General features: G+C 68.0%; 20 protein-coding genes. 16 read left to right on the top strand and 4 right to left on the bottom strand.

Translation table 11 applies throughout. The features are described 5' to 3' along the window. Window positions 1–8 precede the first annotated feature (8 nt). Window positions 9–701, top strand: a complete 693-nt coding sequence (locus JI752_RS10265) for an alpha/beta fold hydrolase (RefSeq protein ID WP_216963266.1) — start codon at window positions 9–11, stop codon at window positions 699–701. Window positions 702–802: 101 nt separating this feature from the next. Continuing rightward, window positions 803–1423, top strand: coding sequence for a glycine zipper 2TM domain-containing protein (locus tag JI752_RS10260; protein WP_216963263.1), 621 nt, complete (start codon window positions 803–805; stop codon window positions 1421–1423). Between the two features lie 6 nt (window positions 1424–1429). Here the strand turns inward: JI752_RS10260 and JI752_RS10255 are convergent, their stop codons facing one another. Further along, the gene (locus JI752_RS10255; RefSeq protein WP_216963260.1) at window positions 1430–2311 is read right to left on the bottom strand and encodes a PhzF family phenazine biosynthesis protein; all 882 of its coding nucleotides are present in this window, start codon (window positions 2309–2311) and stop codon (window positions 1430–1432) included. A gap of 185 nt (window positions 2312–2496) precedes the next feature. Between JI752_RS10255 and JI752_RS10250 the strand changes: the two genes are divergently transcribed. The 7 genes from JI752_RS10250 (at window position 2497) to JI752_RS19300 (ending at window position 13567) form a co-directional block, all read left to right on the top strand. Further along, a complete protein-coding gene (locus JI752_RS10250) occupies window positions 2497–5070 on the top strand; it encodes a bifunctional aspartate kinase/diaminopimelate decarboxylase (protein ID WP_345777340.1) in 2574 nt (857 codons plus the stop codon). Further along, window positions 5067–6428, top strand: a complete 1362-nt coding sequence (gene murL, locus JI752_RS10245; protein ID WP_216963254.1) for a UDP-N-acetyl-alpha-D-muramoyl-L-alanyl-L-glutamate epimerase — start codon at window positions 5067–5069, stop codon at window positions 6426–6428. The genes JI752_RS10250 and murL overlap by 4 nt, the downstream gene beginning before the upstream one ends. Before the next feature lie 7 nt (window positions 6429–6435). Continuing rightward, complete coding sequence (gene murD / locus JI752_RS10240; protein WP_216964274.1) at window positions 6436–7848, top strand: UDP-N-acetylmuramoyl-L-alanine--D-glutamate ligase; 1413 nt, start codon at window positions 6436–6438, stop codon at window positions 7846–7848. A 418-nt stretch (window positions 7849–8266) separates the two neighbouring features. Then, the gene (locus JI752_RS10235; RefSeq protein ID WP_216963251.1) at window positions 8267–8833 is read left to right on the top strand and encodes a fimbrial protein; all 567 of its coding nucleotides are present in this window, start codon (window positions 8267–8269) and stop codon (window positions 8831–8833) included. Between the two features lie 80 nt (window positions 8834–8913). After that, entirely contained in the window at window positions 8914–9639 is a 726-nt protein-coding gene (locus JI752_RS10230) for a fimbria/pilus periplasmic chaperone (protein WP_254200538.1), read from the top strand. A 141-nt stretch (window positions 9640–9780) separates the two neighbouring features. Next, window positions 9781–12351 (top strand): fimbria/pilus outer membrane usher protein, encoded by a 2571-nt coding sequence (locus JI752_RS10225; RefSeq protein WP_216963248.1) that lies wholly within the window; start codon window positions 9781–9783, stop codon window positions 12349–12351. Between the two features lie 64 nt (window positions 12352–12415). Further along, window positions 12416–13567 carry a fimbrial protein gene (locus JI752_RS19300; protein WP_254200536.1) on the top strand — a complete coding sequence of 384 codons (1152 nt, stop codon included), beginning with the start codon at window positions 12416–12418 and terminating at the stop codon, window positions 13565–13567. A 200-nt stretch (window positions 13568–13767) separates the two neighbouring features. Here the strand turns inward: JI752_RS19300 and JI752_RS10215 are convergent, their stop codons facing one another. Beyond that, the gene (locus JI752_RS10215) at window positions 13768–14784 is read right to left on the bottom strand and encodes a polyprenyl synthetase family protein (RefSeq protein WP_216963244.1); all 1017 of its coding nucleotides are present in this window, start codon (window positions 14782–14784) and stop codon (window positions 13768–13770) included. 153 nt (window positions 14785–14937) lie between these two features. On the opposite strand from JI752_RS10215, the gene JI752_RS10210 reads away from it, so the two are divergent. The 5 genes from JI752_RS10210 to JI752_RS10190 all read left to right on the top strand — a co-directional run bounded on the left by JI752_RS10210 (window position 14938) and on the right by JI752_RS10190 (window position 19145). Further along, window positions 14938–15234, top strand: coding sequence for a hypothetical protein (locus tag JI752_RS10210; RefSeq protein ID WP_216963241.1), 297 nt, complete (start codon window positions 14938–14940; stop codon window positions 15232–15234). Beyond that, window positions 15234–15548, top strand: coding sequence for a DUF5076 domain-containing protein (locus tag JI752_RS10205; RefSeq protein ID WP_216963238.1), 315 nt, complete (start codon window positions 15234–15236; stop codon window positions 15546–15548). Before JI752_RS10210 ends, JI752_RS10205 begins: the two co-directional genes overlap by 1 nt. A 137-nt stretch (window positions 15549–15685) precedes the next feature. Further along, the gene (ssb, locus tag JI752_RS10200) at window positions 15686–16192 is read left to right on the top strand and encodes a single-stranded DNA-binding protein (RefSeq protein ID WP_216963235.1); all 507 of its coding nucleotides are present in this window, start codon (window positions 15686–15688) and stop codon (window positions 16190–16192) included. A gap of 277 nt (window positions 16193–16469) precedes the next feature. Next, window positions 16470–17228, top strand: a complete 759-nt coding sequence (locus JI752_RS10195; RefSeq protein ID WP_216963232.1) for a DUF4410 domain-containing protein — start codon at window positions 16470–16472, stop codon at window positions 17226–17228. 186 nt (window positions 17229–17414) lie between these two features. Next, complete coding sequence (locus JI752_RS10190) at window positions 17415–19145, top strand: alpha/beta-hydrolase family protein (protein WP_216963229.1); 1731 nt, start codon at window positions 17415–17417, stop codon at window positions 19143–19145. Window positions 19146–19187: 42 nt separating this feature from the next. Here the strand turns inward: JI752_RS10190 and JI752_RS10185 are convergent, their stop codons facing one another. Together JI752_RS10185 and JI752_RS10180 are read right to left on the bottom strand one after the other, a co-directional pair. Beyond that, on the bottom strand, window positions 19188–19685 hold the full coding sequence (locus JI752_RS10185; RefSeq protein ID WP_216963226.1) for a DUF6491 family protein: 498 nt from the start codon (window positions 19683–19685) through the stop codon (window positions 19188–19190). A gap of 87 nt (window positions 19686–19772) precedes the next feature. Beyond that, on the bottom strand, window positions 19773–20231 hold the full coding sequence (locus JI752_RS10180) for a glycine zipper 2TM domain-containing protein (RefSeq protein WP_216963223.1): 459 nt from the start codon (window positions 20229–20231) through the stop codon (window positions 19773–19775). Window positions 20232–20498: 267 nt separating this feature from the next. Between JI752_RS10180 and JI752_RS10175 the strand changes: the two genes are divergently transcribed. Next, complete coding sequence (locus tag JI752_RS10175; protein WP_216963220.1) at window positions 20499–21938, top strand: MipA/OmpV family protein; 1440 nt, start codon at window positions 20499–20501, stop codon at window positions 21936–21938. Between the two features lie 15 nt (window positions 21939–21953). Then, entirely contained in the window at window positions 21954–22991 is a 1038-nt protein-coding gene (locus JI752_RS10170; RefSeq protein ID WP_216963217.1) for an AI-2E family transporter, read from the top strand. The last annotated feature ends 1 nt before the right edge of the window (window position 22992 follow it).

Raw genomic sequence — 22992 nt, 5'->3', positions numbered from 1 at the left:
CGGAACGGATGGCAGCCGGGCGGGGGATCGGCCGCGCCGTGCTGGTGCATGGCGCGGGCGGTGGCGGTTGGGAATGGAACGTGTGGCGGGGCGTGTTCGCCGCCCGCGGCCTGCGCGCGGACGCGCCGGACCTGCAACCGGCGGCAGAGGGCCTGGAGGCCACCGGCTTCGACGACTACGCCGCCCAGGTCCGCGTCGCGCTGGAGGCCATGCCGCGCCCGCGCGCGCTGGTGGGCGCCAGCCTCGGCGGCCTTCTGGCCATGGCCTGCGCCGACGCGGCCGATGCGCTGGTGCTGGTGAATCCCCTGCCACCGGCGCCGTGGGCCGACGATCTCCCTGCGCGCGATTGGCCCGACCGCGTGCCCTGGGGCCGCGACGCCCGCTTGGCATCGACCCGCCGCGCGCTGCCCGATTCCGACGACGCGACGGCGTTGTTCGCCTTCCGCCGCTGGCGCGACGAATCCGGCGCCGTGCTGCGGCAGGCCCACGGCGGTCTGGTCATGGACGCGCCGCTCTGCCGCACGCTGTGCATCGCGTCGGTGCAGGACGAGGATGTCCCGCCCGACGTCACCGCCGAGCTGGCCCGTGCCTGGGGCGCGGACCTCCTGCGCGTGGCATCGCCCGGGCATGTCGGGCCGTTGCTCGGGCGTGACGCCGCAAGCGTCGCGGCGCAGGTGGCCGCCTGGCTCGCGGCGCCGTGAACCCCGCGCGCGGCGCGCGAATCTGAACGCCAGGATTCAGCGTGCATTGCCCGCGCCGGCCGGACGATGCGCGCATGCCATCCCGGCCCCGGAGCCACCCCATGAACCGCCTGATCGCCATCCCCGTCGCGCTGGCCGCCGCCATCGCATGCGGTTCGGCGTACGCCCAGTCCTACCCGCGCTACGGCTCCACCAGCAGCAGCGACTACGCGCGTGTGGTCCGCGTCGATCCGGTGTTCGATTCCTACTCCAGCGCCGCTCCCGCGCCGCCGCAACGCTGCTACGAACGCCCGACCTATGTCGGCAGCGATCCGTACCGCGAAGACGGCTACTACGATCCCTACGGCGGCTACCGTCGCCCCACCGGCGGCAGCGAGACCGGCCGCACCGTCTCCACGATCGTCGGCACCATCGTTGGCGCAGCGGTCGGAAGCCAGGTCGGCGGCGGAAGTGCGCGCTATGCGACCTCGGCGATCGGCTCGATGGTGGGCGGCATGGCCGGCCGCCAGATCTACGACGAGAGCCAGCGTCAACGCACCGGCATGGTGCGCGTGTGCGATCCGGTGTACGAGGGCGACGGCTACTACTCGCGCGAAGACGGCACGCGCGACGTGCGCGCCTATGACGTCACGTACGAATACGCAGGCCGCACCTACACCACGCGCACGAACTACGACCCGGGCGACCGGATCCGTGTGCGGGTGGACGTCACGCCGGAGTAAGCGGGCTCACGCCCAGTCGATCGTCCCGCGCACCACGTTGCAGACCTGCCCGCCGGACCACACCTCGCCGTCCTCGTCCACGCGCAGTTGCAGACGCGCATCGAAGCCCACCTCGCGGCCCTGGCTCACGGTGTAGCGCCCGTCACGCCCGGGCAGGGCGTCGTTGTGCTTGAGCCACGCGGCGAGCGTGGCGTTAGCCGCGCCCGAAGCCGCGTCCTCGAACCGCGCCGGCGCGCCGACGAAGGCGCGCACGACCAGGTCGTAGCCGTTGCCCGCATCCGCGCGCGCGAACGCGCACAGGCCCATCGTCTCGGTGGAATCGGCCAGCTGCGCAATGGCGTCCCAGTCCGGCGTCGCGCCGCGCAGCGCGGCTTCGCTTGCGACTTCGGCCAGCCACCAGCGTCGTCCGCCGTCCATCAGCGCCGACGGCAAGGCGCCCGGGGCCAGCCCGGCGAGCGCCGCGGCCAGACGGGCATCGCCGGCCTCGGCTATCTCCACCACCCGCGCGCGCGGCGTGCGTACCGAGATCGTGCGCGCCGAACCCTCGCCTTCGACCGCCAATGGCAGCAGGCCGACCGCACCTTCCTGCACCACGTGGCCTTCCACGGCCTGGGCCAGTCCGGCCTCGAGCACCACGTGGGCGGTGCCCACGCTCGGATGCCCGGCGAAAGGCACCTCGCGGCGCGGGCTGAACATGCGCACGCGGTAGGCCGCGCCGGGCTGCGTGGGCGGGAAAACGAACGTGGTTTCAGGCAGTCGCGTCCAGCGGGCGATGGCCTGCATGCGGGCGTCGTCCAGGCCGTTGGCGTCCAGCACGACGGCCAGCGGGTTGCCGGCGCCGGGCCGGTCGGCGAACACGTCGAGTTGCAGATAGCGGCGAAGCGTCATTCGGCGGGGGTCCGAGCGGATTATTCGACTAAACTTGCGGAGTTTACGGCCGCGTTACTCGCCAGTGCCGGCGAGGGGCGCCATTCTAGGTCCTGCGCGCGCCGCGCGTGGGCATGGTTTCGGCCGTAACGACTGAACCATTCTTCATCTCCAACCAACCCATCATCATCACGAGGACATTTGCGGTGGCGGAAGCGAATCGCTGGGTAGTACTCAAGTTCGGCGGCACATCGGTGTCTCGCCGGAACCGCTGGGACACCATCGGACGCCTCGCCGGAAAACGCATGTCCGAGGAAGGCGTGCGCGTGCTGGTGGTGGTGTCCGCACTGTCGGGTGTCACCAACGAGTTGCAGGCCATCGCCAATGGCGACGGCCTCCAGTCGCGCATCGAGGCGCTGGTCGAGCGCCACCGCGCGTTCTGTGCCGAACTCGATCTGGACCCGGATGCCGTGCTTGGCGAGCGCCTGGCCGCGTTGCAGTCGCTGGCGACGGACGCGCGCGCAGCGACGTGTCCGCTCGACTGGCAGGCCGAAGTGCTGGCCCAGGGCGAGCTGCTCTCGTCCACGCTCGGCGCCGCCTACTTGCGCACGCAGGGTCACGACATGGGCTGGTGCGATGCGCGCAACTGGCTCGACGCGGTGTCGCTGCCCAACGCCAGCGCATGGGCGCAGCGATTGTCGGTGAACTGCCGCCTGGACGGCGACGGTTTCGGCGAGCGTTTCTCCACGCAAGCCTCGCCGATGCTGATCACGCAGGGCTTCATCTCGCGCCACGGCGACGGCGGCACGGCGATCCTGGGGCGTGGCGGTTCGGACACCTCGGCGGCGTACTTCGGTGCATTGCTGAAGGCGCAGCGCGTGGAGATCTGGACCGATGTCCCGGGCATGTTCAGCGCCAACCCGCGCGACGTGCCCGAGGCGCGCCTGCTCACACGCCTGCATTACGCCGAGGCGCAGGAAATCGCCACGACCGGCGCGAAGGTGCTGCATCCGCGCTCGATCGCGCCGTGCCGCGACGCGGGCGTGCCGATGGCCATCCTCGACACCGAACGCCCGGACCTGCCCGGCACGCGCATCGACGCGACCGCGGCCACCGTGCCCGGCGTCAAGGCCATCAGCCGCCGCAACGGCATCGTGCTGGTGTCGATGGAAAGCATCGGCATGTGGCAGCAGGTGGGCTTCCTGGCCGACGTGTTCGAACGCTTCAAGCGCCACGGCCTGTCGATCGACCTGATCGGTTCGTCGGAAACCAACGTCACCGTCTCGCTCGACCCGAGCGAGAACCTGGTGACCACGAACGTGCTGGAAGCGCTCAGCGCGGACCTCGCCGAGATCTGCCGGGTCAAGGTGATCGCGCCGTGCGCGGCCATCACGCTGGTCGGCCGCGGCATGCGTTCGCTGCTGCATCGCCTGAGCGACATCTGGGCGACGTTCGGCCGCGAGCGCGTGCACCTGATCTCGCAGTCGTCCAACGACCTCAACCTCACGTTCGTCATCGACGAGACCGACGCCGAAGGCCTGCTGCCGCACCTGCACGCCGAGCTGATCCGCTCGCGCGCGATGCCGGTGCGCGATGCGACGGTGTTCGGCCCGAGCTGGCGCGAGATCGCCTTCGGTGCGCCGCAGCGTGCGCCGGCATGGTGGCGTGGGCGTCGTGATGCGTTGCTGTCGCTCGCGCAGCAGGGCACGCCGCGCTATGTCTACGACCTGGCCACCGTGCGCGAGCGCGCGCGTTCGCTCAGTGTCACCAGCGCGGTCGATCGCTGCTTCTACGCGATCAAGGCCAATCCGCATCCGGAAATCCTGCGCACGCTGGTCGGCGAAGGCTTCGGGCTGGAGTGCGTGTCGCAGGGCGAGTTCGAACACGTCTTCGCCACGCTGCCGCACATCACGCCCAGCCGCGTGCTGTTCACTCCGAGCTTCGCGCCGCGCCGAGAGTACGAAGCAGCGTTCGCGCGCGGGATCATCGTCACGCTCGACAACATCGAGGCCCTGCAGCGCTGGCCGGAGGTGTTCCGCAACCGCACGATCTGGCTGCGCATCGACCTGGGCCACGGCGACGGTCACCACGAGAAGGTGAAGACCGGCGGCGTGGCGGCCAAGTTCGGCTTGCCGATGACGCGCTTCGACGCGTTCGTCGAGGAAGCGCGCAAGCTCGGTGTGCGCATCAGCGGCCTGCACGCGCACCTGGGCAGCGGCATCGAAGATCCGCAGCACTGGCGCGGCGTGTATGCACACCTCGCGGGCCTGGCCGACGGCATCGGCACGATCGAGACGATCGACATCGGTGGCGGCCTGCCGATCCCGTACACGCCGGAAGCGCCGCAGTTCGATCTGCCGCTGTGGCGTGCGGGGCTGGAGGAGATCAAGGCCGCCTATCCGCGCTACGGGCTGGTGATCGAGCCGGGCCGTTACCTCGTCGCCGAAAGCGGCGCGCTGCTGCTGTCGGTGACGCAGGTCGTGGAGAAGGACGGCGTGCGCCGCATCGGCTGCGATGCGGGCATGAACGCGCTGATGCGACCGGCGATGTACGAGGCCTACCACGGCATCTTCAACCTGTCCCGCGACGGCGATTCGGCCGTGTTCGACGTGGTCGGTCCGATCTGCGAGAGCAGCGACGTGATCGGTCGCGGCCGCGCGCTGCCCGCCGACACCTTCGAAGGCGACGTGATGCTGGTCGCCGACGCCGGCGCCTACGGCATGGCGATGGCCAACACCTACAACCTGCGGGCCCTGCCGGCAGAGGACGTCATTGAATGAGTGAGTGGAAATTCAACCGCGACGCTATCCGCGCGTTCCGTTTCGTGCGCTGCGATTTCGACGCCGCCACGGGCATCGCGCAACTGGTGTACGCCTTCGACGACGGCCCGGAGATGATCGAGACGATCACCGTGCCGGGCGCGCCGTTCAAGCTGGACGACGCACGCGCACAGGCCGCCGAACGCGCCCTGCGCCTGCTGCACTTGATCGCCGGCGTGAGCTACTACAAGGCGGCGGTGCCGACGGAAATCCGCATCGATTCTTACGCGATCGACGCCGACACCGCAGCGTTGATCGAACTGATCTACGTCAACGGGCTGGGTGAGTTCGCCTACCGCAACGGCCTGAACCTGCACGGGAAGATCAAGTTCCCGGTGACGCAGGAACAGGGCACGAAGGCGCCGACGCTGGGCCTGTCGCACCACGCGCTGGTTGCCATCGGCGGCGGCAAGGATTCGCTGGTGAGCATCGAAGCGCTGCGCGCGCTGGGCGTCGAACAGACCGTGACGTGGATCGGCGGCTCGCAGCTGATCCGCGCCTGCGCCGAACGCACCGGCCTGCCGACGCTCAATCTCGGCCGCGCGCTCGCGCCGCAGTTGTTCGACTACAACCGCGAAGGCGCGTGGAACGGCCACATCCCGGTCACCGTGCTCAACTCAGCGATCATGGTCTTCGCGGCCGTGCTGCTGGGCGTGGACCAGGTGGTGTTCTCCAACGAGCGTTCGGCCAGCTACGGCAGCCTCATCGAAGGCACGGGCGAGGTGAACCACCAGTGGTCCAAGGGCTGGGCCTGCGAACAGGCGTTCGGCGAGTATGTGCAGCGCGAGGTCGCGGCGGACCTTCATTACTACTCGCTGCTGCGTCCGCTCAGCGAGTTGGCCGTAGCGCGGCAGTTCGCGAAGACCGATCGCTACGACGCGCATTTCAGCAGCTGCAACCGCAACTTCCACATCCTCGGCGAACGCCCGGCCAGCCGCTGGTGCGGCGTGTGCCCGAAGTGCCACTTCGTGTTCCTGGCGCTGGCGCCGTTCATGCCCAAGCCGCGTCTGATGGGCATCTTCGGACGCAACCTGCTGGACGATACGGCGCAGATCGACGGTTTCGATGCGCTGCTGGAGTACCAGAACCACAAGCCGTTCGAATGCGTGGGCGAAGGCCGCGAGTCGCGCGCCGCGATGGCCGCGCTGGCCGAGCGTCCGGAGTGGCGTGAGGACGCGCTGGTCGACCGTTTCGCGCGCGAGATCCGGCCGCAGCTCGACGCGGCCGAGCTGCGCATCGAGCCGCTGCTCGTGATCGACGACGAGCAGCGCATGCCGCCCGCATTGTGGGAGCGCCTGCGTGCGCAGTTCGCCGCCTGATCATTCGCTGACCCGCATCGCGCAGCTCGATGGCCGCAAGATCGCGCTGTGGGGCTGGGGTCGCGAAGGTCGCGCGGCGTACCGCGCGATCCGCGCGCGCCTGCCGGCATTGCCGCTGACGCTGTTCTGCTCGGCGCAGGAAGCGGAGGAAGTCGCCGCGCTGGGCGACGCGAACCTCGTCGCCGATACCGACGTCAGCGCCGCGCGGCTGTCGGCGTTCGACGTGGTGGTGAAGTCGCCCGGCATCAGCCCGTATCGGCCCGAAGCGGTGGAAGCCACCGCATCGGGCACGCGCTTCATCGGCGGCACCGCACTGTGGTTCGCCGAACACGCGGGCGACGACAACGTCGTCGCGAACGCCATCTGTGTGACGGGCACCAAGGGTAAGAGCACGACGACGGCGCTGCTGGCGCACTTGCTGCGTGCCGGCGGACATGTCACCGCGCTGGCCGGAAACATCGGTCTGCCGCTGCTGGAAGTGCTGCAGCCGCAGGTCACGCCGGAGTTCTGGGCGATCGAACTGTCGAGCTACCAGACCGGTGACGTCGCAGCGAGCGGCGCGCGCCCACAGGTCGCCGTTGCGCTCAATATTTTTCCCGAACATCTGGACTGGCACGGTTCGCACGAGCGCTACATCGAAGACAAACTTCGCCTGCTGACGCAAGCGCGGCCGCGCATCGCGGTGCTCAACGCCAACGATGCGAGGCTGGTCGGCATGGCCGCCTCGCTTCGCGGCGTGGAGGTGCGCTGGTTCGGCAATGACGAAGGTTGGCATCTGCGCGGCGACGATCTGTATCGCGGCAATACTTTCGTGATGGACACGCGCGCGCTGCCACTGCCGGGCCGCCACAATCGCGGCAACCTATGCGCGGTGCTGAGTTCGATCGAGGCGTTGGGCCTGGACGCGACTGCGCTCGTACCGCACGCGGCAAGTTTCCGGCCGCTGCCGAACCGGCTGCAGACCGTCGGTACGCGCGATGGCATCACCTACGTCAACGACTCCATCAGCACCACGCCGCACGCGAGCCTCGCGGCGCTGGACTGCTTCGGCGAGCGCCGCGTGGCGATTCTCGTCGGCGGGCACGATCGCGGCCTCCCCTGGGAGGATTTCGCCGAGGCGATGCGCACGCACGCGCCGGTGGCCATCATCACGATGGGCCAGAACGGACCGCGCATCCATGCGCTGCTCGAACCGGTCGCGGCGCAAGCGGGTTTCGTGCTCGGCGCAGCGGGTGATCTGAGCGATGCGATGGCGCAGGCGAAAGCGGCTCTCGGCGACGAAGGCGTGGTCCTGCTGTCGCCAGGCGCGCCAAGTTTCGGTGCGTACAAGGACTACGTCGCGCGCGGCCGGCATTTCGCCGAACTGGCGGGCTTCGATCCGGACGCGATCAGCGCCATTCCGGGGCTCGGCATCGCCTGAGCGGTCCGCGTCGATCGCCGATAGCAGTGACCCCAACTCTATAAGTCGTCAGAAGCCCCCTGCCGACGCTTCTGGTGTCCGGGAAAGTCCTGGGCGCTAGCCGCGTTTGGCTATTAATAAGCCTTAACGTGCTGCGCAACGCGGCAGGCGGAGCTGTGGCCGGGCTCATTCAGGCGATACAGCGTCGTCCGGGGCATATGGCGCCTGCTTCTCGGACTGTTGCCTTGCCCATTCGGCTTGCACTTCTTCTTATCGGAGGATTTTGACGCGACTTTTGCTTATCAGAATCATCTGATGCCAACCAGAAGATGCGAGGAATAGCCTGTATCCCGTCGTTGGACGGTGGCGCGAAGATCTCCGCTGGTTCCATTGCGACGGTCCATATCCCTGTCCCAATCAAGCCTTAGGATTCACAGAAATGAACAAGAACCTCCTCTCCGCCGCCATGGTCGCCGCACTCGGCTTTTCCGTCGTGGGTACGGCCGCCGCCGCCGACGGCAAGATCACCTTCAAGGGCGACATCACCGACGTGACCTGCACCGTGACCGCCGGTACCGGCATCACGGGCAGCAACGGCAACTTCGCCGTCGCCATGGGCTCGGTCAACAAGTCGGCGCTCGCCTCGGTCGGCGCACGCGCCGCCGATACGCCGTTCAGCCTGGTCATCGGCGGTTCGGGTCAGACCGGCTGCACCGACGGCAAGGTCGTCAAGCTGCGCTTCGAGCCGGCGCAGAGCCCGGTCGACATGACCACCGGTCGCCTGACCAACGCCGCCGGCACCGCCCCCGTCGTGCAGGTCGGCCTGCTGAACAAGAACAAGGCCGACATCAACCTGGCCGACCCGACCGATGCCGCCAACATCGGCGAGACCATCAGCGCCAACACCGCCACGATGAACTACTGGGCGCAGATGTACGCCCCGGCCACGGGCGTTGGCTCGGGCACGGTCGACACCTTCGTGATGTATTCGTTGCAGTACAACTGATCAGCGTGTTCGGACGCAGGCCGGAATCTCCGGCCTGCGGTTCGACCGAGCCGACCCAGTTCCATCAACGGGCAGTAGCCATGAACCTCTCCAAGACCCTGTGCGCCGTGGTGCTTTCGATGGCCGGCATCGTGTCATCCGCACATGCCGCCATCCAGATCGTCGGCACGCGCGTGGTGTATCCGGCCACCGAACGGGAAGTCACGGTGCGCGTCATGAACGTCGGCACCGACCCCCGACTGATCCAGGCATGGGTCGACAGCGGCGACGATCACGAAACCGCGGAGACCAGCAAAGCTCCGTTTACGATCAACCCTCCTCTTTCGCGCATCGATGCGGGCAAGGGCCAATCGTTCCGCCTGATGTTCACCGGCGCTGCGCTTCCGCAGGATCGCGAATCCGTCTTCTGGCTCAACGTGGTCGAAGTTCCGACGAAGCCCCAAGAGAAAGAAAGTGGGCAGAACTTCCTGCAGTTCGCGATTCGCACGCGCATCAAGATCTTCTATCGGCCCAGCACGCTGGTAGGCAATCCCGCAGGCTCGGTGTCCCAGCTGACATGGAAGCTGGCTCGTAAGGACGGCAAGCTCGCGGTGACCTGCACGAACGGCACTGCCTACAACGTATCCATGGGCGACATCCACCTCAAGGGCGCCGCGCAACGCAGCAGCGTCGAAGGCGGCGGTATGTGCCCGGCCAAGGGAAGCGAGACGTTCCTGGTTGACGGTGCGGACAGCGGAACCGTGGTCTACACCACGATCGACGACTACGGCACGACGGCCGAGCGCGAATCGCCCTATACGCGCTGACCGCGCGGTAATCGCTGCCAAGGCGCCTGCTGACGCGCCTTCGACAGCTCCCAGAAATTCCTCCCATCGCGACGCATTGCGCGTCGCGTGGGGACTCTTGCGCCCGACGAGGCGCAGCTCCCGATCGGAACCCTGAAGTTCATGTCACGCAACAAGACGCAGCCCGCATTCAACCTTCGCCCAATCGCGCTCAGCATCGCGATGGTCCTGGGAGCGATGCCGACCTTCGCGATCGCCGCGCCCGATCCGAACCCTTCGCCGGATCCGTCTCCCAGACCTGCACCGCAGGTCGAGTTCAACGTGATCGCACTGGGCGCCGTTGGCGCACAGTACGACCTGTCGCGGTTCGAGCGCGGCAACACAATGCTCCCGGGCGAGCAGCGCGTGGACCTGCGTGTGAACCAGGTGCCGTTCGCGCGCCAGAACATCACGTTCCGCGCGAACGACGAGGGGAACGTCGCGCCGTGCTTCACGCGCGAGCTGCTGACGATGATGGGCGTGGATACCGGCAAGCTTGAGGCGGCCGGTGCCAACCTCAATTCCGATTGCCTCGACATCAGTGCGTTGATTCCCGATGCGACCTGGACGACCGATGCCAACGAGCTGCGCATGGACGTGTCCATTCCGCAGATCGCGATGCATCGCGATGCGGCCGGCTACGTGGACCCTAAGCTCTGGGACCGAGGCATCAACGCTTTCACGCTGGGCTACAGCGCGAACGCATCGCAGTCGCGCACGGAAGACGGGGCCACCTACACGGGCGGCTATGTCGGCCTCAATGCCGGCCTGAACGTGGGTGGTTGGCGTATCCGCAACCAGTCCGGTTACCGCTGGAACGACAGCGGCGACCGCGAGTTCCAGAACATCCGCACCTACGCCGAGCACGACATCGACCGCTTGACCGCCACGCTGACGGTCGGCGACACGTTCACCTCGGGCGTGATCTTCGACACGACCGCGTTCCGCGGCCTCAGCCTGGCCACCGACGATCGCATGCGCCCGGATTCGGTCAATGGCTATGCGCCCATCGTGCGCGGTACGGCGGACACCAACGCCATCGTCGAGATCCGCCAGTCCGGCTACGTCGTCTACCAGACGACCGTGGCCCCGGGCGCCTTCGAGATCACCGACCTGGGCGCCACCGGCTTCGGCGGCGATCTCGAGGTCACCGTGATCGAGGCCGATGGCCGCAAGCACGCCTTCACGGTGCCGTTCGCCGCGATGCCGCAGCTGTTGCGTCCGGGCGTGTCGCGCTTTGCCGTCACCGCCGGCCAGCTGCGCCAGTCCAATCTTTCCGACACGCCGCGTTTCGCCGAGGGCACGTACCAGCGTGGCATCAACAACTGGCTGACCGGCTACACCGGCGCCCAGGTGGCCGGGGACAATCTGTACCGCAGCCTCGCGGTGGGTGGTGCCTTCAACACGCCCGTCGGCGCCGTCGCGCTGGATGTCACCGGTTCGCGCACGCAGTTCGGTGCGCAGGGCGGTGACCTCAGCGGCTACAGCGCGCGTGTCACCTACAGCAAAAACGTTCCGTCCACCTCGACCACGTTCGCGCTGGCGGCCTATCGCTATTCCAGCAGCGGGTTCCTTTCGCTGAACGATGCCGTCGTGGCCAATGACGACCTGCTCACCGATCGGCGCGAGCGCATCTACGAAGGCGAGGGCACCGCGCGCAGTCGCCTGCAGCTGACCGTCAACCAGCATCTGGGCGCCAATGCCGGCGACCTGTACGTGGTCGGCTCGCGCAACGACTACTGGAATGAACTTCCGGTCGACAACACCTACCAGATCGGCTGGAACAAGCGCTTCCGCAACGTGTCGCTGGGCGTGAACGCCAGCCGCAGTCGCGTCGCCAACGGGCAGACCGACGATCGCTATTTCGTCAACTTCATCATGCCCCTCGGCAGCCCGAGCGAGCGCAGGATGCCGCCGACGCTCAGCCTCAATGCAACGCACGGCGGCGATGGCAATCGCATGCGTGCCGGTGTCTCCGGTGTCGCGGGCGAGAATCGCCAGGTCAGTTATGGCGTCAGCGGCGATTTCGGCGACAACAACGACGACAGCATCGGCACTAACGTCAACTGGCAGCTGCCGTACGCCACGGTTGGCGGTGCCTACACCTACGGCAAGGACTCCCAGTCCGCCTCCGTGTCGGCGCAAGGCGCGCTGCTGGTCCATCGCGGCGGGATCACGCTGGCATCACAGTTGGGCGAGACCATCGGCCTCGTCAATGCTCCCGGCGCAAAGGGTGCGCGTCTGTCGGGTGGCGTCAACAAGGTCGACGGCCGCGGTTACGGCGTTGTCAGCAACATGCGGCCGTACCGCCTCAACGATCTGGTGATCGATCCGAAGGGAGTTTCCGCCGACGTCGAGTTCCCGGAAACCAGCATCAAGGTCGTCCCGCGCGCCGGCGCCGTGGTGCCCGTCACGTTCGAAACCAAGACGGGCGCCGCGTATCTGCTGCACGCACTGCGCGACGACGGCAGCCCGCTGCCGTTCGGTGCGGAAGTGACGGACGACGCGGGTGACGTCGTGGGCTACGTGGGCCAGTCGAGCCAGGCGTTCGTGCGGTTGCCCGACGGCACCGGCAAGGCGTTGAGCGTGCAGCTGGATGCCAGTGGCCGGAAGTGCTCGCTGGAATGGACGCCTGACGGCGGCGCGAAGGCGGGCGAGATTCGTCATGGAGAAGGCAAATGCCGTGCTCTGTGATGGCAACTGCACGGCGCGCACTTCAGGCGCGTGAGATAAACAGGATTCCGGTGCTCAAATGAGAATGTCTTCCTTCAGCTCCGTAGTGACCCGATGCGCGCGCATCGCGCCGTTGCTGGCGATCGGTTGCTTGTTCGCGTCGATGCCGGTGGGCACCGCGGCCGCCGGTACGGCCAATTGCGCGCCGCCTGCTGTCTCTTCGATTACAGCCGACGCGGGCGGTGGATCCTATGTCATCGGCCGCAATGCCGTGCCCGGCCCTGTACTCACGCCGTGGAGCGCATTCACCGCCGGCCCGGATAACCTGTTCGTTTGCACGATCACCATGGCTCCGAGCGGTGACTACTTCGGTTCGATGCGCCAGGCCGGCACTGGCCTCACTCCCGCCGATATGGGCGGTACGAACACGATAGTGATCGATGGGACGTCATACATTGTCTACAAGACCAATGTGGACGGCATTGGAATGGTCATGAAGGCGTACGGGGCATACGGGTCGGGCAACTCGACAACCTGGTTCCCGGGAGTGACTGGAGTTCCGCAGGCTTGGAGGCGCTTCACTGCCTGGACTGGCGGTGGAGTTACAAATTTGCCGGACCAGACCGCCTCCGGGGCGATTGCGTTCGCGTTCGTGAGGACAGGACCGATATCCGGCGGAACCGTGAATTACGGTGGCGCTCCGGTAGCGGAGTTCGCTGCAGCTGTGACGACAGGTGCCGTGAACAATGGTGCAAATGGTGGTCCCCAGTCCGCCATCGTGCCGATCACGCTCATCAATGGCCCGACGTTCGTCTCGGCCTCCTGCGTTACGCCCGACGTCCTGGTCGATCTGGGCCGGCATTCGAAGAGCAGCTTCACCGGCACGGATTACACGACCCCGTCGGTCGATTTCAACATCAAGTTGAACAGCTGCCCGGCCGGGATGAACAGCGTCAGGTATCGCATCGATCCGGCAACGACGGTGCAGCTTCCCGCGCAGTCGGTGGTGGCGCTGGATGGCACGTCCACCGCCACGGGCGTCGGCGTGCAGTTGCTCAACGGAGCCGGTGGCGTGCATCCGCTGGGCGTAGGCACCGATCAGGTGTTCGCTCCGTACAACAAGACGACAGGCGGCGACTACACCATCCCGCTCAAGGCGAACTACTACCAGACCAGCCCCACCGTGACGCCGGGGCAGGCCAACACGACGATGACGTTCACCATGACGTACCTGTAGCCGGACGTACGCGCACGCATCGGCAGCATCGGACGGCAGGGACTATCCCTGCCGTTTGTCGTTCGAGAAAGGTGTACTCGAAAGCAGTTCGCCGGGTCACGCGACGAGCGTGCGGGTCCTGCCGTATCCGCCGACATTACCGGCAGACCGTCTTCGTCGAATTGGTCGTACAGCGCGTACCGCCGCCGGCGCGCGCGCCGTCAGTGATCGCGACTGACCGCGTAACGCGCCAGCCCGCGCAGCGCGAGCGTGTAGTCGTTCTCGTCGAGTCCATCAAGCGCGCGCTCGGCAGCGTGTGCATATTCCTGCGCGCGGCGGCGGCTGTAATCGAGACCGCCGGTGGCATGGATCGCGGCGAGCACGTCGGGCATCGCGCCGGTGTCGCCGTGTTCGACCGCGCTGCGCAGGCGCGCGCGCGTGGCGTCGTCGCTGTGCACGATGGCGTGGATCAGCGGCAGCGTGGCCTTGCCTTCGGCCAGGTCGTCGCCGAGGTTCTTGCCCAGCGTGGCGGCATCGGAGGCGTAGTCGAGCACGTCGTCGGCGATCTGGAAGGCATAGCCCAGATTCATGCCGTAGTCGTGCAGCGCATCGCAGGTGGCCTCGTCCGCATCGGCCAGCAGCGCGCCCAGGCGCGTGGCGGCGGCGAACAGCACGGCGGTCTTGCGCTCGATCACGCGCAGGTACGCGGCTTCGTCGGTGTCCGGATTGCGCACGTGCAGCAGCTGCAGCACTTCGCCTTCGGCGATGCGGTTGGTGGTGTCGGCGAGGATCTGCATCACCGCCATGCGCTCCAGCTCGACCATCAGCTGGAAGCTGCGCGAGTACAGGAAATCACCGACCAGCACGCTGGCCGCATTGCCCCAGACCGCATTGGCGGTCTTGCGGCCGCGGCGCAGGTCGGACTCGTCGACCACGTCGTCGTGCAGCAGCGTGGCCGTGTGGATGAACTCCACCACCGCCGCGAGCTGGTGCGCGTCCTCGCCGATGCCGTGCCGTCCGCCGCGTCCGCCGAGCGCGCCGTTGGCGAGCAGCAGGAGCATCGGACGCAGCCGCTTGCCGCCCGCGCCGACGATGTACTCGGCGACCTGGTTGATCAGCACCACGTCCGAAGCGAGCCGGCGCCGGATCAGGGCATCCACCGCAGCCATGTCCTGACGTGCCAGGGCCTGGATGGTGGCCAGGTCGGGGATGGTCAGGGTCGTCGGGCTGGGAAGCATGGGCACGTCGCGTGTAAGGAGTTTCGGATTATACGGGGCGGTTCCATCGCAGGGATTTTTCGGAGAGTTCCGATATACGCCTCCCGCGGCTCGCACCAACCTGTGGTTTCGATGCCCGCATCGCTCCATCCCGCTTCCGGAACTCGCCCTCTCATGACCTCACTTCAAGACGACGCCAACCCCGTCCCCGCGTCTCCGGTCGCCGTGCCGCACTGGCCGGGTCAGCGCCACGTCGACGTGATCGAGCGCAGCCTGCGCCAGCTCGGTCCCGCCCGACGGGACGGCGTGCTCGATGCGCTGGCCCATGCCCTGGACCGGCACCTCATCGCGACCGGCGCGCCGCGAATCGGCGGCCGTGGCGCCGGACTCGACGCGGAGCTGGATGAGGTCCTGCGCTGCCTCGGTCCGCTGTCGCTGCGCGCGGTCGGCGACGCGGGAACTGCCGCCTGATGGCAAGCCGCGCCGCCACGCGGGTCCCAGCGGCCAGGGCGCTCGGCCCGGAGGCGCTCGCCGTGCCCGCGGGCGCGCGGGAGGACCCGGCGGCATTCGAACTCCTGCGCCTGTGGGCGGTGGACCGGCGACTGGCCATGTCCGTCTGCCCGCGCCTGGAGGGGGAGCCCGCCGATTTCGGTGTGCTGCTGGCCGACCTGTTCAGCCATGCCTGCGAGGGCCATGCCCGACAACACGCACGGGCGGAATCCGACGTCCGCGCCAGCATGTTCCTGGCCTTCGCCTGCCGACTTGGCGAGCTATCGCGCAGGTAATGCCCGACAGCACGGCGGCCGGCGATGGAGCCGTGGCGAACGGCGGACGGCTGTTATGATGCCGTTTCCGCCGGCACGGCCGCTTCAAGCGCCACTGCCGGCCCATGACAGACAGACGAAAGGGGCAGGCACATCCCATGGCACGCGGCATCAACAAGGTGATCCTGGTCGGCAATCTTGGCGACGATCCTGAAACCAAGTACACCCAGGGCGGCATGGCCGTGACCAAGGCCCGCCTGGCGACGACCAGCGTGCGCAAGGATCGCGACGGCAACACCCAGGAGCGCACCGAGTGGCACCGGGTGACCTTCTTCGGCAAGCTCGGCGAGATCGCCGGCGAGTACCTGCGCAAGGGCAGCCAGGTGTACGTCGAAGGCTCGATCCGCTACGACAAGTACACCGGCCAGGACGGCGTGGAGCGCTACTCCACCGACATCATCGCCGACGAGATGCAGATGCTCGGCGGACGTCCGGGCGAGGGCGGCGGCGGTGGCAGCCGTGGCGAGTTCCGCGGCGGTGGCGATCGCAGCGAGCGTCCTGCGCGCGCGCCGGCACGCCAGGAAGCCGCGCCGCGCCGCGAGGCACCGCCGGCCAAGTCGAGCAGTTTCGCCGACGACTTCGCGGACGACGACATCCCGTTCTGATCGACGCCATCGCAAGATGGCCGACGCGTCCGGCAAGAAGCCCGCTCTCCGAGCGGGCTTCTTTGTTTCTGCGTCACGCGCGTGGGATGGTGCCGCTCTGTCGACGGTGCACGTGATGACGCATAGGTCTCGCAGCCGTCGCCGAGCACGCCGCATGCCTCGCGCCATCCGCCCCCTCACACATCCCGCGCGCAGGCGTTGCAAGGCCCCCGACCTTCACCCCGGCATGACGCGCGCGGGCGTCTATTGAGCGCCACTTCAAGGTGGGCGCCCCTCCATGGCCTCCCGTGATCGCACAGTGCAGGAAGCCGCGCGGCGTTCGGGCAGTGCGCTGCTGTGCGTGGTTCTCCTCGCGCTGGCCGGCTGCGCCACCACCACGACTCAACCGTTCGAACAATCCTCCTCACACGCGGTGGAGCGTCCCGAACGCATCCTCGTCTACGACTTCGCGGGAACCCGCGGCGACCTGCCGCCGGATTCGGCCGTCACCGGCTACTTCGAGCAGAACGAAGCGCCGCAGACAGCGCAGGATGTAGACCAGGGCCGGTGGCTGGGGCGGCAGGTTGCGCAGCAGGTGGTCACGCGACTTTGCGAGGCGGGCATCGACGCGTACTCCGTGGGCGCCGGGCCGGTGCCGAAGATCGGCGATGTGATCCTGCGCGGTGAATTCGTGCACGTGCGTCCGGGCAGCCGCACGATGCGCATGCTGGTGGGCTTCGGTGCCGGGCGCGGTGAAATGAGCACGATGGTGGAGGCGTTCCAGGTCACCGCCACCGGGCCGCGCTCGCTTGCCGCGGCGCAGACCGAGACGGCGGGCGGCCGCATGCCGGGCATCCTGTTGCCGCTCGGCGTGGCCGGCACGGTGGCTTCGGCGGGCGTGGCGGTTTCCAGTGCCTCCAATGTCATGCAGGAACGCGGACCGGAGTCGCTGCGTGCGGCCGGTCGACGCACCGCCGACGCCATCGCCAAGGCCATCATCGACATCTACCGCGAACGCGGCTGGCTGGCCGCCGGCACGGGCGCCACACCGCCCTGATGCGCGCGATGGCGCGGCGTCCTTCGACGCCGACGCCTCACGGCTCCGTCACGATGCCTCTTGTTGGATGCACGAACGTTCCAGCAGGGGAGCGCAACGTCATGTGGATCGATCGCGAAGCCCGGGCGCGGCGCGACGCGCGCGAACGCGTCCTGCTCCGGCACGCTTCGGGCGAATGCAAAGCCAATGGCAACGCCTGATCGCCGCCGGATCGGCCACTGGACGCGCGCCGCCGCCGACGCCGTCGCGCGCCTGCTGCGTCCGCTGTCGCCCGCCGGATTGTTGCTGGGCGCGTTGTTGCTGGTGGCCTCGCTCACGCCCAGTCTGATTCCGCGCACCACGGTGACACAGGGATTGCTGGCGGGCGTGAGCCTGTCGGCCGGCTACGGCCTGGGCGTGTTCGTGCGCTGGCTGTGGGCGTACCTGGAGTTGCCACCGTCGCGTGGCCGTACGCCGCTGCGGACGAAGAAGGTGCTGTACGCGCTGTGCCTGCTGCTGATCATCTGGGCGCTGTGGCGCGCGCCGCACTGGCAGAACATCGTGCGCGCCGTATTCCACATGCCGCCGGCAGAGAACATCGACTCACTGAGCATCGGCGCGATCGCCCTGGGCCTGTTCGCGATCGTGCTCACCGTCGCGCGCCTGCTGCGCACGTCCGCGAGTCGTTTTTCCGATCTGCTGTCGAAGGTGCTGCCGCCTCGTGTGGCCAGCCTGCTGGGCGTGCTCGGCGTGGTGGTGGTGGTGATCACGCTGAGCAACAGCGTCGTGCTGCGCATCGCGATGCACCTGATCGACTCCTCGTTCCGCCAGGCCGATGCGCTCATCCCGCCCGATGTCGCGCCGCCTGCGGAACCCAACCGCACCGGCAGCGACGCCTCGCTGATCGCCTGGGATGCGCTGGGGCGCGCCGGCCGCCAGTTCGTCTCGACGACGCCCAGCGCCGCCCGCATCGAAGCGCTCGCGGGCGGGCCCGCGCAGATGCCGTTGCGTGTGTACGCCGGGCTGCCGTCCGCGGATTCGGCGCAGGCGCGCGCGCGTCTGGCGCTGGATGAGCTCAGGCGCGTGGGCGGTTTCGATCGCGCGGCGCTGATCATCATCACGCCCACCGGCACCGGATGGGTCGATCCGGCGGCCATCGAATCGATCGAGTACCTCTACCGCGGCGACATCGCCAGCGTGGCGATGCAGTACTCGTATCTCTCCAGCCCGCTGTCGTTGTTGATCGAACCCGAGTACGGCGAAGAGACTTCGCAGGCGCTGTTCCAGTCCGTGTACGGCTACTGGCGCACGCTGCCGAAGGATCGCCGCCCGCGTCTATACCTGCATGGCCTGAGTCTGGGCGCGTTGAACTCCGAGCGTTCCGTGGAACTGTTCGACGTCCTCGGCGATCCGCCGAACGGTGCGTTGTGGAGCGGGCCACCGTTCGCCGCGCGCACCTGGCGCGGGCTCACGCGCGCTCGCAATGCCGGAACGCCCGCATGGTTGCCGCAATTCCGCGACGGATCCTTCGTGCGTTTCATGAATCAGAACGGCACGCCCGTGCCCGCCGACACCCCATGGGGCGTGATGCGCGTGGTCTATCTGCAATACGCCAGCGATGCGGTGACCTTCTTCGACTACCGAGACGCCTTCCGCCCGCCGGCCTGGATGAAAGTTCCGCGCGGTCCGGACGTCGCGCCGCAGATGCGCTGGTACCCGCTGGTGTCGATGATGCAGCTGGCGCTGGACATGATCCTCGCCAACGATGCGCCGATGGGCTTCGGACACGTCTTCGCGCCGTCGCATTACGTCGCCGCGTGGCGGCAGGTCACTGGCGTGGAGGGATGGTCGCCGCAGGGCATCGAGCGTCTGCAGCACGAACTGGACGCGCAGCGTGCGGCAAGCCTTGCCGCCGACATCGACGAAGGCGGCGGCTGAGCGCGCGAGTCATGCGCGCCCGATCCGGGAAGTCGCGATGCGTCACGGCGTGGGCGTGCCGGACGGCGGCGATTCGGGCGTTTCCGCATCCGCCGGACGCTCGACGTACTCGGCTTCACGCATTTCACGTCGTGCGTCGCGCAGGCGGCTGGCGTCCAGCGGGCGGATGGTCTCGATGCGGCACGCACTGCCCGGCGCCGGCGAGCCGCCCGCGATGCGCGGCACCACGCTGTCGAAGCGGGCGGTGACCAGGCCCATGCGGTTGGTGATGGTGATGCGCGAAGCGACCGCCAGACCGCTGCAGCGATTGCGCATTTCCAGCAGAGCGCCGCGATTGGCGGTGGTCCACACGGCCAGCGCCTGGTCGCCGAGCGGCGTCCAGTTCTGTACGCCGGTCATGCGTTCCAGGCGGAAGGTCGCTGTCGGCGGCCCCGCGTTCTGCCGATAGAGGGCCAGGCGATCTGCGGTGGAGAGGGTAGGGCCGGTGGCGCAGGAGGCCAGCATCGCGGCCAGCGCCAGCATGGGGAGGGCGTTGCGCATGGGGTCGCCTGCCTCGGACGGGTGGAAGTGGCGACGCGCATGCGACGGCGAATGCGCCGCGCACGCGCGCCGTACACGACGGTTACCTCAGCGCGTCACGCGTGTCGTGGAGCCGTCGGACGAAACCTGCACGCGATCGCCGACGCGGAACTGCTGGCTGGAACCATCCTGCGTGACGGAGATGGTGCGACCGGATTCCAGCTCGACGGTGACCTCCACGCCAGGCCGCGTGCTGCGCGACATCGCATTGCCGGCCGCGCCGCCGCCGACCGCACCCGCGACCGCACCGGCGGCGTTCGCGCGGCTGCTGCCGCCGATCGTGCTGCCGGCGATGCCGCCCAATACCGCGCCCGTGGCGGTGCCCACGCCGCGCGAATCGTTCTGGATGGTGACGTCGCGCAAACCGCGCACGGTGCCCCACTGGACGGTGCGCGCGGTGCCGACTTCGGAACGGTTGAAGGTGGTGGGCGTCGTGTGCGTGGCGCATCCCGCCGCGAGAGCCAGACCCAATGCGATCCCTGCCGCGCCGGCAATCTTGTGATTCATGTCCGAGCCCTCCCTCTGCGTGGTCGACTTCGCCGCATTCACTTGTCCGGAAAACTCCGGGAGCGTGCGCGTGGATTACGCCTGCCGCGGTGAAGTGGTGGTGAACATCGCGTGTCCGTGCAGTGACGTTGTTTTCACGACATCGCGACATTGCTTGAACGAAAGTCGCGTCAATCGCGCGTGAGGCGATCCCGGGCGGGCGACGATGCGCTCGCGTCACGTGCGCGTTCGCCTTCCTTTCACACGGGACGTGCCGAGGACGATGCCGTGACGCAGCCCGCGACCTGCCTGCATGCCCCGGCGCCGCCACGGTGCCACGGACGCTGGCGCGGTCAGTTGCTCGCCAGTTCGCTGGCGACGGGGCTGTGGATGCTCGCGCCGCACGCAAGCGCGCAGGACGCCATGCTCGGCACCGTGCTGGAGGAGCCCGGCAGCGCCGGCCTGGGCTTCATGTTCCGCACCGAATCCTCGCCATACCGCGACGGCGGCATGCGCGAGGACTTCATGCCGCTGTACCTCTACGAGGGCGAGCGCTTCTTCCTGCGCGCGAACGAGGCGGGCGTGCGCGTGTGGCGCGACGACACGATGGGCGTGGAGGCCTTCGTCGAGCGCCGCCTGGAAGGCTACCCGGAAGACGAAGCGCCCTTGTCGCTGGAAGGCATGGAAGTGCGCAACACCGGCGCGGATCTGGGCGCGCGCTTCTATCTGAAGCACGGCGCTTCGCGGTGGGACGTGAGCGTGCGCCAGGACGTGTCCAACCTGTCGCACGGCACCGAGGCACGCGCGGGCTACGCCTACACCGTGCAGGGCGATCGCTGGCGGCTGCAGCCCGTCGCGCTGGCGTCCTGGCGCAGCGGCGATCTCAACGACTACTACTACGGCGTGGCGGATTTCGAAGCACGCCCCGACCGGCCCGCCTACGACGCAGGCGCCGGCTGGAACGCCACCCTCGCGCTGTACGGCTCGTACCGCATCTTCAGCCACTGGAGCCTGGTGGGCGGCGCGTATGTCACCAAGCTGTCCTCGCAGATCCGCAACAGCCCGGTGGTCGACGACGACTTGCAATGGGGCGTCATGGCCGGTGCGGCGTACGACTTCGGCAACGGCCAGGTGCGCTGGGACGAGGACTCCGCACCGACCTACGTGAAGGTGTTCTATGGCCGCGACACCGACGACGGCTGCCATCTGGTCAAGATCATGACGCTCAGTTGCGTGAGCCTCAACGACGACGACTACACCGACATCGCCGGCGTCCACGTCGGCCGTCCGTTCGTCTCGCGCTTCAACGGCTGGCCGCTGGACCTGATCGGCTACGTCGGGCTTCTGCACCACGACGAAAAGGGCCGTCAGCCCGACAGCTGGCAGATCGATGCGTACATGAAGGGCTTCTACTACGGTTTTCCCTGGAGCCACCGTGTCACCACGCGACTGGGCTTCGGCATCGGCCTGTCCTACGCCGAACGCGTGCCGTACACCGAAGTCACCACGCAGGCCGAGCGCGAACGCAATACCTCCAAGCTGCTCAACTACCTGGAACCGAGCATCGACGTGAGCGTGGGCGACATCTTCGGCAGCAAGCGCTGGCACGACGTGTACTTCGGGCTGGCGGTTTCGCATCGCTCCGGCATCTTCGGCAGTTCGCAGTTGCTGGGGACGGTCGATGGCGGATCGAACTACATCTATGCCTACCTCGAAGCCGCCTTCTGACGCCCGCAGACGTCCATGCAGATGCGACGCGCCCTGATACCGATCGTGCCGCTGCTCGGCGCGGCCGCGGTGTTCGTGATCATGGTGGCGCTGTACCTGGGGCGCTCGCTGTTCGCGCCGGTGTTCCTGGCGGTGTTCATCGTGTCCGTCGTGTGGCCCTTGCAACGCGCGATGGAAGCGCGCCTGCCGCGAGTGCTCGCCATGTTCCTCACGGTACTGGCCACCGCCGCGGTGGTGATCGCGATGGCGAGCCTGGTGATGTGGGGGCTGAATCGCGCCGTGCAGTGGGCCATCGGCAATGCGGCGGCCTTCCAGACGCACTACCAGCGGATGGATGTGTGGCTGCAAGGACACGGCTTCTATCTGGCGAGCGAGTTCATCCACAACTTCGAACCGCGCTGGCTGTTCGGTGCCTTGCAGCGCCTGGGCGTCGGCCTGCAGCAGGTGGCCAGCTTCATCGTCATCGCGTTGGTGTTCGTCGTGCTGGGTCTGCTGGAAGTGGACTCCACGCGACAGAAGCTGGTGCGCGCCGGACGCGCCGACGTGGTGGGCGCGTGCCGCGCGACAGCGGCCAAGTTCCAGCGCTACATGGTGATCCGCAGCGCGGTGAGCGCCGCGACCGGCCTGGGCGTGTGGGCGCTGGCGTATGCGGTGGGGTTGGATCTGGCGCCCGAATGGGGCCTGATCGCGTTCGCGCTGAACTTCATTCCCTTCATCGGGCCGCTGTTCGCGACGGTGCTGCCCACGTTGTTCGCGATCGTGCAGTTCGGTTTCGCCATCGAGCCGGTGCTCATCTTCATCGGACTGAACCTGGTGCAGTTCCTGCTGGGCAGCTACCTGGAGCCGCGCATCGCCGGCCGCCGCCTGTCGATCTCGCCGTTCCTGGTGCTGTTCGCGGTGTTCCTGTGGAGCATGCTGTGGGGCATCGCCGGCGCGTTCATCGGCGTGCCCATGCTGATCGCGCTGATGACCTTCGCCGAACATCACCCCGCCATGCGCTCATGGACGTCGTTGCTGGCCGGCGACCCCGCCGAGCGCGGGCGATCGGATTGAA

This window comes from Lysobacter sp. MMG2 (assembly GCF_016735495.2).
Lineage (GTDB): Bacteria > Pseudomonadota > Gammaproteobacteria > Xanthomonadales > Xanthomonadaceae > Lysobacter_J.
This window is presented reverse-complemented; position numbering and strand designations above follow the sequence as displayed.